This window comes from Nocardia exalbida NBRC 100660 (genome assembly GCF_000308575.1).
GTDB classification, from domain to species: Bacteria; Actinomycetota; Actinomycetes; order Mycobacteriales; family Mycobacteriaceae; genus Nocardia; species Nocardia exalbida.
Map to the genome: position 1 here is coordinate 212,742 of NZ_BAFZ01000119.1, position 11,626 is coordinate 224,367.

Annotated in this window: 9 protein-coding genes; 1 reads left to right on the forward strand and 8 read right to left on the reverse strand. The window is 68.5% G+C overall.

Translation table 11 applies throughout. The features are described from left to right. Window positions 1-71: 71 nt before the first annotated feature. The 5 genes from ON29_RS27630 to dnaK form a co-directional block, all read right to left on the reverse strand. The gene (locus tag ON29_RS27630; protein WP_040870760.1) at window positions 72-1,241 is read right to left on the reverse strand and encodes a globin domain-containing protein; all 1,170 of its coding nucleotides are present in this window, start codon (window positions 1,239-1,241) and stop codon (window positions 72-74) included. A gap of 533 nt (window positions 1,242-1,774) precedes the next feature. Next, window positions 1,775-2,191, reverse strand: a complete 417-nt coding sequence (locus ON29_RS27635; RefSeq protein WP_040870761.1) for a heat shock protein transcriptional repressor HspR — start codon at window positions 2,189-2,191, stop codon at window positions 1,775-1,777. Then, window positions 2,191-3,354: a molecular chaperone DnaJ gene (gene dnaJ / locus ON29_RS27640; RefSeq protein WP_040870762.1), complete on the reverse strand. Its 1,164-nt coding sequence runs from the start codon at window positions 3,352-3,354 to the stop codon at window positions 2,191-2,193. Before dnaJ ends, ON29_RS27635 begins: the two co-directional genes overlap by 1 nt. Before the next feature lie 21 nt (window positions 3,355-3,375). Continuing rightward, the gene (gene grpE / locus ON29_RS27645; protein WP_040870764.1) at window positions 3,376-4,038 is read right to left on the reverse strand and encodes a nucleotide exchange factor GrpE; all 663 of its coding nucleotides are present in this window, start codon (window positions 4,036-4,038) and stop codon (window positions 3,376-3,378) included. After that, on the reverse strand, window positions 4,035-5,885 hold the full coding sequence (gene dnaK, locus ON29_RS27650; protein ID WP_040870766.1) for a molecular chaperone DnaK: 1,851 nt from the start codon (window positions 5,883-5,885) through the stop codon (window positions 4,035-4,037). The genes grpE and dnaK overlap by 4 nt, the downstream gene beginning before the upstream one ends. A 371-nt stretch (window positions 5,886-6,256) precedes the next feature. Between dnaK and ON29_RS27655 the strand changes: the two genes are divergently transcribed. Next, the gene (locus tag ON29_RS27655) at window positions 6,257-7,420 is read left to right on the forward strand and encodes a zinc-binding dehydrogenase (RefSeq protein WP_040870767.1); all 1,164 of its coding nucleotides are present in this window, start codon (window positions 6,257-6,259) and stop codon (window positions 7,418-7,420) included. A gap of 10 nt (window positions 7,421-7,430) precedes the next feature. Here ON29_RS27655 and ON29_RS27660 read toward each other — a convergent pair whose 3' ends face one another. The 3 genes from ON29_RS27660 to ON29_RS27670 form a co-directional block, all read right to left on the reverse strand. Continuing rightward, entirely contained in the window at window positions 7,431-8,075 is a 645-nt protein-coding gene (locus tag ON29_RS27660; protein ID WP_040870768.1) for an HhH-GDP family DNA glycosylase, read from the reverse strand. A 119-nt stretch (window positions 8,076-8,194) separates the two neighbouring features. Further along, the gene (locus tag ON29_RS27665; protein WP_245549129.1) at window positions 8,195-9,748 is read right to left on the reverse strand and encodes a dynamin family protein; all 1,554 of its coding nucleotides are present in this window, start codon (window positions 9,746-9,748) and stop codon (window positions 8,195-8,197) included. Next, on the reverse strand, window positions 9,745-11,607 hold the full coding sequence (locus tag ON29_RS27670) for a dynamin family protein (protein WP_040870771.1): 1,863 nt from the start codon (window positions 11,605-11,607) through the stop codon (window positions 9,745-9,747). Before ON29_RS27670 ends, ON29_RS27665 begins: the two co-directional genes overlap by 4 nt. Window positions 11,608-11,626: the final 19 nt, after the last annotated feature.

Below are 11,626 nucleotides of genomic sequence, written 5' to 3' on the forward strand. Positions count from 1 at the left end.
CCGAGCATGCGCCGTTCGCGAGCCATGAAGGGGCCGCGAACACCCAGCGCCGCAGGCGCTGGAAAAACAATTCAGTACAGCGGGTCGTGGCGGATGTTTTTCGCCAGGGTTCCCGCTGCCATGAGGCGGAACTTGGTGGTCTGCACCATCGACGGTGAACCGACGATCTGAACATCGCGGTCGGACCAGGCGCCGAAGCTCGCGACGACCTTGCCGATCTGGCCGGTCACGCGGGGTTCCAGGCCGGGCCAGGTGGTGCGCGGCTCGTCGGGTTCCGCGTACCACCAGGGGTTTTCGTCGTGTTCGCTCACCGGCGTGACGGTGAGCCAGCGGTTGGCCATCGCCAGCTTGCTCAACGTCTCCAGGTCGTAGAGGTCGCACGGGTGGTGCCCGCCGACGAACAGATGCACCTTCGGATTGGTCCGCCGCATCGCCATCGACATCAGCTGGGCGCGCAGCGGCGCGATTCCGGTGCCGCAGCCGATCATCAGCATCTTGCGTTTGGTGTTGCGCGGAACGCCGAGGCCGCCGAGCGGTGAGCCGAGCAGCCACTGGTCGCCGACGACGGTCTGGCCGACGATGGCCGAGCTGACCCAGCCGCCCAGCACACTGCGGACGTGGAACTCGATCTCACCATTGGTGTTCGCGGGCACGGCGGGCGAGAGATAGCGCCACATGCGCGGCCGCGAGGGGATCTGCACGCTCAGGTACTGACCCGCGGCGTAGCGCATCGGCTGGTCCAGTTGCAGCCGGACGACGACGAGGTTGCGTAGCACCTCGCGGCGCTCGATCACCGTGCCGGTCCACGCCGACGGCGTGGTCTCCTTCTCCGCCGCGCCGATCATGGTGTCGGCGATGATCTTCAGGCCCTCGTCCCAGGCCCGGTCGACCTCGTCGGTCCACATCTCGGTCCCTGCGAACACCTTGACGGCGGTCTTCAGGGCGGTGGATACGGCGGCGTAGTGCGCGGGCTGCACGCCGTATTTGCGGTGATCCCTGCCGAGTTGGGCGAGGAAGGGCAGTAGCTTGTCGGGCTCTTCCAACCGGTCCAGCGCGTAGGAGATCGCCTTGACCAGGCGATCGCGCTGGGAGTCCATCGCGGCGGGAAAGAAATCGCGGACGTGCGGGTAATCGGTGAACAAGATCGCGTAGAACGATCTCGCCAGTTTCTCCGGCCCCCCATCCTCCGCAGCAACCGCCTTGAAAGTTGTTCTGATCAAAGCGACAGCGCGTGAATCCATTGATGTCACAACCCCATTTCGCACTCGTTCACGAACCTTGCCGGCGAGTGAGGTGCTGCGGGGCCACTCGACAGCAGCCGACGGAAAGGAGTGTAGGCGAGGTTTGCCAGCAACGGAATCTTTCGAAGGAACATCACGCGTGTAATTTCGTCGAAACCAGGATATTCAGCGAGACACGCCAGAGAAACCGACTGCAAGACCGTAGATCTGACGCGAAATCGGTCATACGCACACCGAAAAGTTAAGTGACACTTGGTCGATTTCGTCCCGATTGGTCTGTTCTAGCGACATCGGGGCAACATGGAGACCCTCGGGACAGGACCGAATCGGGCAAACGGCACCGGTTCCGTAAACATATCTATGGTGGAAATGCCCAGTTGATTCGACAACGAAAGGAACTCCGCCGCACGACTTCCGTCGAACATGTTCTGGTTTATTCTCAGCAAATTATCGGTGGTAGCAGCGGTGAAACGACGAAGGCCCCGGCGTCGGATCGCGATGTGCGATCGAGGCCGGGGCCGTGGTCGTGCCGGTTATCGTCTGCGCTGACCGTCCTCGCGACGGTGCCGTGGCTGCCAGACCACCAGCGCGGTACTGCGTTGCGGGGCGAGGTCGGGACGGTATCCGGCCCGCGTTCGCTCCAGCTCGGCCGACAGTTCCGCGACCTGCTGCCGCAGCTCCTCCACCTGATTGGTCAGCTCGATGATGCGCTTGATGCCCGCGAGGTTGACGCCCTCGTCCTGGGACAACCGCTGCACCTCGCGCAGCAGCTCCACGTCCCGGGCCGAGTAGCGCCGACCGCCGCCCGAAGTACGTTGCGGCGTGACCAGTCCCAGACGGTCATACGTGCGCAGTGTCTGCGCGTGCATGCCGGCCAGCTGGGCCGCCACCGAGATCATGAAGAACTCGGCCCGCGACCCGCCGGACGCGTTCTTCGGTTCCGAGGACATCACGCACCTGCCCATCCCGCACGTGGATCGAAGCCACCGGCCCGCTCCGCCTCCTGGTAGCGCTCGAGCGCCTCGACGGCCTCGCGGTCCAGCTTCTGCGGGACCGCGACCTTCACCGTCACCAGCAGGTCACCCGCGCCGCCGCCGCGCTTGGGCACACCACGACCGCGTACCCGCAGGGTGCGGCCGTCGGCGGTACCCGGAGGCACCTTGACGCCGACCCGGCCTTCCAGGGTGGGCACCGAAACCGTGGTGCCGAGCACCAATTCACTGTAACTGACCGGCAGCACCAGGGTCAGGTCGTCGCCGTTGCGGCCGAAGACCTTGTCCTGGCTGACGTGGACGGTGACATAGAGGTCGCCCGAGGGCGCCCCGCGCAGTCCCGCCTCGCCTTGACCGGCCAGCCGGATCCGTTGCCCGTCACCGACTCCAGGAGGAATCCGCACCGTGATCGTGCGCGTGCGGTTCTGGATGCCGCTGCCGTGGCAGTCGACGCACGGATCGTCGATGATCGATCCGCTGCCCCGGCACTCGTCGCAGGGCTCGCTGAAGCCGAACGCGCCCTGGTTGCGGCTGACGATGCCGGTTCCGTTGCAGATCGGGCAGACCCGCGGGCTCGTGCCCGGTTTCGCGCCGCTGCCGTGACACGTGGTGCACGGCGACGGGCTGGTCATCCGCAGTGGAACCGTGACACCCTGGGCCGCCTCCCGGAAACCGAGCGTCGTCTCGGTCTCCACGTCGGAGCCGCGGCGGGGACGGCTCGATGACGTCCGCGTGCCGCCGCCCCGGTTGAACAGACCGCCGAGCAGGTCACCGAGGCCACCGTCGCCGGCGCCGCCGCCGCCGAAGATGTCCCCGATGTTGAACTCCTGCGAGAAGCCGCCCCCCGCAGCGGATCCGAACCCACCGCGACCGTAGCCGCCACCCGCGAAGAGCTTGCGAGTGTCGTCGTACTCCTTGCGCTTGGCCGGATCCGACAGCACCGCGTGCGCCTCGCTGACGGTCTTGAACCGCTCCTCGGCTTTGTTGTCACCGGGGTTGGCGTCCGGATGCAAGTCACGCGCGAGCTTGCGATAGGCCTTCTTGATCTCGTCCTGCGAGGCGCTGGAGGAAACACCCAGCTCCTTGTAGAAGTCCTTTTCGATCCACTCCCGTTGGCTCACCGAGCATCTCCTCCTCTCGCATCATTGATCGTTCGCGCCGGCATCATCATCCGATGCCTCTTCGGTCGGCTGTTCGGCGTTTTCCGTCAGATCGGCCACGCCGTCGGTTACCCCGACGAGCGCGTGCCGAAGCACCCTATCGCCGAAGCGATAGCCTTTGCGCATCACAATGCCGATCACCGGATCGTGGCCGGAGCCCTCGTGCTGCACGGCCTCGTGCAGGGTCGGATCGAAGGGCTCACCCTCCGAACCGAACTCCTCGAGGCCCTGCTTGTGCAGCGCGGTCGACAGCTTGTCGGCCACCGACTTCAGCGGACCGGAGTCGAGGTCGCCGTGCGCCCGCGCGCGATCGAGATCGTCGAGCACGCCGAGCAGTTCGGTCACCACCGACGCCTTGGCGGAATCGATCGTGGCCTTGCGGTCGCGCTCGACCCGGCGCCGGTAGTTGGCGTACTCCGCGGTCAGCCGCTGCAGGTCGGCGGTGCGCTCGGCGAGCTCACCGCTGATGGCGTCGGCCAGCGCGTCGCTGCCGTTGCCGTTCTCCGCACCGTTGCCCGGCTCCGGGGCCTGCGCGGCCGCGGCGCCGTTGTCCGCGGCCGGCTGCCTGATCTCACCGGTCTCCGGATCGATCTTCCGGTTGTCGACGAAGGTGATCGGCTCCTTCTCAGAGTTGCCCTCGGTCACTTCTTCTCCGTGTCGACCGGCTCGTCCACGACCTCGGCATCCACGACCTGGTCATCGTCCTGCGCGCTGCTCGACGCGCCGTTGCCCTGCGCCGCGGCGTCCGCGGCGGAGGCCTCGTAGATGGCCTGGCCGAGGGCCTGCGACTCGGTCGCCAGCTTCTCGACGGCCGCCTTGACCGCCGCGATGTCGGTGCCCTTGAGGGCCTCGTTCGCCTCGGCGATGGCCGCCTCGACCTTGGACTTGACGTCCGCGGGGACCTTGTCCTCGTTCTCCTTGATGAACTTCTCGGTCTGGTGCACCAGCGACTCGGCCTGGTTGCGGGTCTCGGCCTCCTCGCGGCGGGCCTTGTCCTCGGCGGCGTGCGCCTCGGCGTCCTTGACCATCCGGTCGATCTCCTCCTTGGACAAGCCGGAGCCGTCCTGGATCTTGATCGTGTTCTCCTTGCCGGTGCCCTTGTCCTTCGCGGTGACGTGCACGATGCCGTTGGCGTCGATGTCGAAGGTGACCTCGATCTGCGGCACACCGCGCGGGGCGGGCGGGATGCCGGTCAGCTCGAAGGAGCCGAGCAGCTTGTTGTGCGAGGCGATCTCGCGCTCACCCTGGAACACCTGGATCTGCACCGACGGCTGGTTGTCGTCGGCGGTGGTGAAGGTCTCCGAGCGCTTGGTGGGGATGGTGGTGTTGCGCTCGATGAGCTTCGTCATCACGCCGCCCTTGGTCTCGATGCCCAGCGACAGCGGGGTCACATCGAGCAGCAGGACGTCCTTGACCTCACCCTTGAGCACACCGGCCTGCAGGGCGGCGCCGACGGCGACGACCTCGTCCGGGTTCACGCCCTTGTTGGGCTCCTTGCCGCCGGTCAGTTCCTTGACCAGATCGGAGACGGCGGGCATACGGGTGGAGCCGCCGACGAGCACCACGTGGTCGATGTCGGACACCTTGATGCCCGCGTCCTTGATCACGGACTGGAACGGCGCGCGGGTGCGGTCGAGCAGGTCCGAGGTGATCTTCTGGAACTCGGCGCGGGTCAGCTGCTCGTCGAGGAACAGCGGGTTCTTGTCCGCGTCGACGGTGATGTAGGGCAGGTTGATCGAGGTGCTCTGCGAGGAGCTCAGCTCGATCTTGGCCTTCTCCGCGGCCTCACGCAGCCGCTGCATGGCCATCTTGTCCTTGGTCAGGTCGATGCCCGAGCTGGCCTTGAACTTGTCGACCAGCCACTGCACGACCCGCTCGTCCCAGTCGTCACCACCGAGGTGGTTGTCGCCGGAGGTGGCGCGGACCTCGACGACGCCCTCGCCGATTTCCAGCAGCGAGACGTCGAAGGTGCCGCCACCGAGGTCGAAGACCAGGATGGTCTGCTCCTTGTCGCCCTTGTCCAGGCCGTAGGCCAACGCCGCCGCGGTGGGCTCGTTGACGATGCGCAGGACGTTCAGGCCCGCGATCTGGCCTGCTTCCTTCGTGGCCTGCCGCTGGGCGTCCTCGAAGTAGGCGGGCACGGTGATGACCGCGTCGGTGATCTCCTCACCGAGGTAGGACTCCGCGTCGCGCTTCAGCTTCATCAGCGTGCGCGCGCTGATCTCCTGCGGCGTGTACTTCTTGCCATCGATCTCGACGGTCCAGTCGGTGCCGATGTGCCGCTTGACGGAGCGAATGGTGCGGTCGACGTTGGTGACGGCCTGGTTCTTGGCCGGCTGGCCGACCAGCACCTCGCCGTTCTTCGCGAACGCGACGATCGACGGGGTAGTGCGCGATCCTTCCGAGTTGGCGACGACGACCGGTTCTCCGCCTTCGAGAACGGCGACGACCGAGTTCGTGGTCCCGAGGTCGATTCCGACCGCACGAGCCATTGTGGTTCCTCCTAGTTGACGTACCAATGTGTGTCGGTGCCGGGCGAAAACCGCCCTGCGACGTCCGATGAAGGACGCCGCGAGACCTCGCCCCTAGCACCTCACGGAGCACGGCCCCAGCAACACTGAGCGTGGTCGGCTCAATCCTGCCTCGCCGGAGTTCCGGAGTCAACCGAAACTTGAGCCATACACACTCAATCTTGTCGAAAAGCTCAACGGGTGGCTCGCGCGATTAATTCCCGGACGACCACCGGCCCGCGAGTCCCCACCACCGCCGTGCACCGAGCACAGTCACGGCGGGCGCCTCGCGCAGTAGGGTGACGGCGGGTGGCCGGGTCGGCCCCCGTGCGCCGTCGATCCGAGGAGCCGCCATGAGGGCCGCCGTCGTCACCGCCGCCGAGTTCGAGGTCGCGGAGCTGCCCACGCCACGGCCGGGCGCCGGTCAACTGCTGATCGACGTGTCGCGCTGCGGCATCTGCGGCTCGGACCTGCATGCCCGCACCCACGCCGACGAACTGTCCGACTTGGCCGTGGCCACGGGTTACGAGCACTTCATGCGTTCGGATCAGAGCGTGGTGCTCGGGCACGAATTCAGCGGGACGGTCGTCGATTACGGCCCGGACTGCCGCAGGAGATGGCGGGCGGGGACACCGGTGGTGGCGCTTCCGATCGTCCGGCACGGCGAGCAGCCCCACCTGGTAGGGCTGTCGACCGCGGCGCCGGGCGGCTATGCCGAGCAGGTGGTGGTGCAGGAATCGATGACCATGCCCGTGCCCAACGGATTGTCCGCGGAACACGCCGCGCTGACCGAACCCATGGCGGTGGCCTGGCACGCGGTACGCAGAGGCCGCGTCGGGAAGGGGCAGACGGCCTTCGTCATCGGCTGCGGACCGATCGGCCTCGCGGTGATCAGCATGCTGAAGGCCGCGGGGGTGCGCACCGTGGTCGCGAGCGACTTCTCGCCACGCAGGCGCGAACTCGCCACCGCCTGCGGCGCCGATGTGGTGGTGGACCCGGCGACGGAATCGCCCTGGACGGCCGCTCCGAAGAAGGGCCGGATCAACGGCGTCACCGACATACTGGCTCTCGGCTTCGACGCCATGGACCGCTTGCGGCGGGTCCCCAACCTGCCGTGGTGGTACGTCTTCCGGCTGGCCCACACGTTGAACAAGGGGCCGACCGGACCGGTGATCTTCGAGTGCGTCGGCGTGCCCGGCATCATCGACCAGATCCTGGCGGCCGCACCGCCGCTGTCACGCGTGGTGGTGGTCGGGGTGTGCATGGAAACCGACCGCTTCCATCCCGCGATGGCCATCAACAAGGAGATCGAGCTGCGCTTCGTGCTCGGCTACGACCCCGGCGAGTTCCGCGACACCCTGCACATGCTCGCCGATGGCAAGGTCGACCCCAGCCCGCTGATCACCGGGACCGTCGGGCTGGACGGCGTGGCCGACGCCTTCACCGCCCTCGGCAACCCGGAGCGGCACGCGAAGATCCTGATCGATCCGCGCGCTTCCGGTGCCGCCCTGATCTGAGGACCCGCGCTCAGGGCGCGGCGGCGAGAACTTCGTCGGCGATCTTCTCGTCCAGCGTCACCCGCACCAAGGCGGCGGCGAGCTCCGCGGTGTGGTGATCCGGCGCCAGCCGCGCCAGCCGGTCGGGATCCTCCGGCAACTGCACGCGCTTGGCGCCGCGCAAGGCCCGTTCGTCGAAATGCGGCCGCACCCAGGTCCAGATGTCCTGGATCTCGCGCAGGAAGATATGTGCCCCGGTCGGACCGATGCCATCGAACTCTTGGAGCAGATCCGCGGCTCGCTCGGGGTCGTCGCCCGCTTTCTTCGCCAGTTCCCGCAGGTCACCTTGGTAGCGGTCGAGCAAGCGCGTGGCGTTGTGGTGCAGCCTGGTGGCGGTGCTCTCGTCGTAGCGGCGATAGTTCGCCCGCCCCAGCGCGTCGACCAGTTCCTGCCACTCCGCGTCGGCCACCCGGTGCGGCGTCCGGTAGCCGCTGCTGATCAGCTCTCGCGTGGCCCCGATGGCGATATCGGCGGAAATGCGGGTGCTGAGCAGTTGGGAAAGCATGAGCAACTGGAAGAGCGCGGCCGGTTTGTCATCGAGCGTGATACCAGCTTCCTCGGCATATCCCGTGCCCGCACGGACGAGCAATTCGTGTACGACGTCCTCTTGGCTCATCGTTACCTCCTCTCGCTACCAAGGCGCATACCCGGACCCACGGCGACTACACCGCCCACGGGCGGCGGAATGCGCCCGTCCCCGCAGGTCACGGCGCTTCGGAGGCGGCGGTCAGCGGCTCATTCCGGCAGCACGCTCAAGGTGCCCTCCGCACTGCGGGCGGCGGTCAGGCAGGCCGTGGCGGTGAACTGGTCGGCCAGGGGGTGGCGCGCCCGGGCGCGCCATTTCCGGACCGCGGCCACCGCTTGAGCGCGCTGGGCGGGGAACGGCGCGTCGGACGGGAGGCCCAGACGCAGGTGGGGTGCGATTCCCGAGCCGCCGATGAGGCGATGCAGCTCGGCGAGATCGTCGGCGGGCAGCGCCAATTCGTCGGTGCGCAGGCGGCCGAGCAGACGCAGCTCGGCGAAACCGTGCACGTCCGCGAGCAAGGTGCGCACCCTGGGCAGCAGGCGATCGGCCGGGGTGCCACGGTAGGCGGTCAGCACCCGGGCCAGCGCGGTGAGCGCGGAATGCGCTTTGAGCTGGTCGGCGCGCTGACCGAACTGCACGTCGAGCACCGAGCGCAGTTCGTTCACTCCGCTGCGGCTGGTCAATTCCTCGGCCAGCGTGGCCGAATCGCGCACGCCGAGCCGGATCAGCGTGACCGCCATGCGAATGCCGAACAAACCGAACCGCTCGGCGAGCTGCGCACGCAGCTCCGGCGGCACCGGGAGCGGCATGTCGGCGCGCGCGAAACGATCGGCGGAGAGCAACGCGGCGCTCAGTTCGTCGACCGGCACCCGCGCCAGCGTCTCGAACGCCGCGAACTCCTGCTGACGCAGCGTCGCCGCGGCGAACGCGAGCAGCCCGGCGACCGGGATCACGGCCTGGCACAGCCCCGTCCGTTCCAGCTCCCCGGCGAAACGCGTGGCCACATCCCGTGCCGAGTGCAGCGCGTCGATCCGGCCCGCCCCGATCTCGTCGGCCCGCGACACCACGCCGACGATGCCGAGCGGACCGGGCGCCCCCGGCCCGCCGTTGGCCGCGGCGGTTCCCGCGCCCACGCGCTCGAGGAACTGCACGTCCGTCGCGTCCAGCCTGCGCAGCAGGTACACGACGGCGTCGGCGCCCGGGATGGCGATGCCCTGCTCGGTCCGCTCGTCGTCCGCGCCCGGCGTCAGCAGACGCGCGGTGCGCCGCGACACCTCGCGCGACAGCGAGGACGTGCCGGGGGTGTCGATGATCGTGGTTTGCGTGAGCGCCGCGGCGGGCCACTCGACCTCGAGATGGTCGACCTCGCGCGCGGCCGGTGCGTTCCAGTTGAGCCGGTCCAGATCGAAGGTCAGCCCGTGCGTTCCGCTGCCGCGCCGGACCACGACGTGCGCGCGGGCGCCATCGGGGGCGTAGGCCGTCACGCTGGGCGTGGATCCGTACCGATACCAGGTGACCACCCTGGTGCACTCGGTCGCGTCGGTGGGCGCGATGTCTTGTCCGACAAGGGAATTCAGCAATGTGGATTTGCCCGCCTTGATCGAACCGGCCAGCGCGACGCGCAACGGCTGGTCCAATCGGCGGGCACAATCGGCCAGCAGGGCACGCGGGCGCGGCTCGCCCGCCAGCGCCGCCTGCGCCGCGCCGACCAGCCGATGGGCCTCGGCGACGATTCCCGGCACCGGGCCACCATCACGTCTCACGGGGCTACCGTACCGGCGGGTCCCATCGGTAGTGCGGTCTGCATGGCATCGGCGTATCGGCGCAGTTCCGCGACCACGCGCAGCTGCTGTTCCAGTTGCACACCGCGTTCGGCGCGGCTGGTGGCGACCATGGACGCCGCCTCCTGCGCGGCCCGCAGCGACTCGTCGATCGAGCGCAGACTGCGTTCGGCGACGCCCGCGTAGTGGTCGCGCAACGCGCGATGGATGCGGTGCAGCCGGTCCTTCGACTCCTTGCCCGCCTGGAACGCCACGTCGTCCACGAAGCGGCGCACCGCCGCCTTCGCCTCGTTGCGCCGCTTGGCCAGCCTGGCCTGCTTGTCGTCCCGGAAAGCCTTGCCGCCCACGATCAATCCCGCGCCGATGGAGATCGGGTTGAGCATGGCCAGCCCGGCGAAGGTGCTGGCCAGCCCGACCATGAGCACACCGCCGTAGGAGCCGCGCATGCCGACGAGCAGCTTGCTGCCGAAACCGATGTCGGGTTCCAGATCGGCGAGCGTGCCGGAGAGGGCGCGGCCGGAGTCGGTTCCGGCGCCGGGGCGCACGTCCGGCAGGTCGACGGCGCCGAGTTCGGAGAAATGTTCGGCGACGCGCTCGGCGAGTTGCACAGCCCGGGAATGGGTCCACAGCAAGTTGTCGCCGAGGGCCGTGTCGACCGTGCCGGTGAGGTGTTCGGCGATGCGGTCCCAGTGCCTGCCCGGGTCGTGCTCGTCGATCCATTCCTCGGTGGTGCGGGCGAGGTTGCGCAGACGGTCGCGCAGATCGTGGTCGACGTCCCCGGCCAGGTCGGTGATGCCATCCGCGAGCGTCTGCTGCCATGCGGCGGTCCTGCGGTGCAGTTCCTCGGCCGAGGCGCGGGCGGATTGCAGCTCGCGCACCGCCGCCGCGCCCTGCGCCGGATCGCGGATCGCGACCAGCTCGCTGCCCAGCGCCAGCGCGAGATGCTCCGCCGCGGAGCGGATATCGCGGGCCACGGCGGCCCGGGTGGCCAGCTGGTCGCGCGCCACGACCTGGTCGCGCAGAAATGTGTAGAGCACGCCGAAGCCGGATTCGACGCCGAGCTGCTGGTCCTGCAATCGCATCGCGTGGCTGCGCAGCAGCGACGACACCGGGATCATCGGCACGTCGAGGCGGGCCCGCGCGAGATGGTGCAGGTCGGCGTCGTGCACCTGCCGCCAATGCGGGTACAGGTCGGTCTTGGTGAGCAACAGCGCGACCGTCGGGCACAGCTCCCGCACCTGCCGCAGGAATGCGAGTTCGGGCTCGGTGAGTTCGGTCGACGCGTCCGACAGCACCAGCACCGCGTCCGCGGCGGGCACCATTCCGAGCACGCCCGCCGCGTGGGCGTTGCCGTGTCCGCCGACGCCCGGGGTGTCGATCAGCACGATCCCGTCGGCCAGCAGCGCGTTGGGAATCTGGACCTCGAGGCGCACGATCCGCCGCCCCTGCGCTTGTGGTGAACGCTGATCGATCGCGCCGATCTCCGCGATCGGCACCGCCACCCTGGTCTCCGCGCCGCTGGAATCACCGTGCGCCGCGAGCACCAGTTCCGCGCGCGGCTCGGCGCCGTGCGCGAGCAGCATCGGCACCGTGGTGGTGGCGTCGTCGCCCACCGGGCAGATGTCCAGGTTCAGCAGCGCGTTGACGAAACGGCTCTTGCCCTGGTCCAGCTGTCCGGCGACGACGATGCGCCTGCGCGGGTCACGAACCCGGTCGGCCGCCACTTCCAGGCGGCCGACCAGATCGTTGCGGCCCGCGGCACGGGCCGCCGCGATGGTTTCACCGAGTACCGAGAGCAGCGGCACCGCCGGTGGATTGGCGTTCGGCGCGGGCGTCCCCATCGCGGTATGGACCTCTTTC

Bases quoted from the DNA above. Each gene is read 5' to 3' on its own strand.
- ON29_RS27630 (WP_040870760.1), bottom strand. From the start codon at position 1,241: ATGGATTCACGCGCTGTCGCTTTGATCAGAACAACTTTCAAGGCGGTT.
- ON29_RS27635 (WP_040870761.1), bottom strand. From the start codon at position 2,191: ATGTCCTCGGAACCGAAGAACGCGTCCGGCGGGTCGCGGGCCGAGTTC.
- dnaK (WP_040870766.1), bottom strand. From the start codon at position 5,885: ATGGCTCGTGCGGTCGGAATCGACCTCGGGACCACGAACTCGGTCGTC.
- ON29_RS27655 (WP_040870767.1), top strand. From the start codon at position 6,257: ATGAGGGCCGCCGTCGTCACCGCCGCCGAGTTCGAGGTCGCGGAGCTG.
- ON29_RS27660 (WP_040870768.1), bottom strand. From the start codon at position 8,075: ATGAGCCAAGAGGACGTCGTACACGAATTGCTCGTCCGTGCGGGCACG.
- ON29_RS27670 (WP_040870771.1), bottom strand. From the start codon at position 11,607: ATGGGGACGCCCGCGCCGAACGCCAATCCACCGGCGGTGCCGCTGCTC.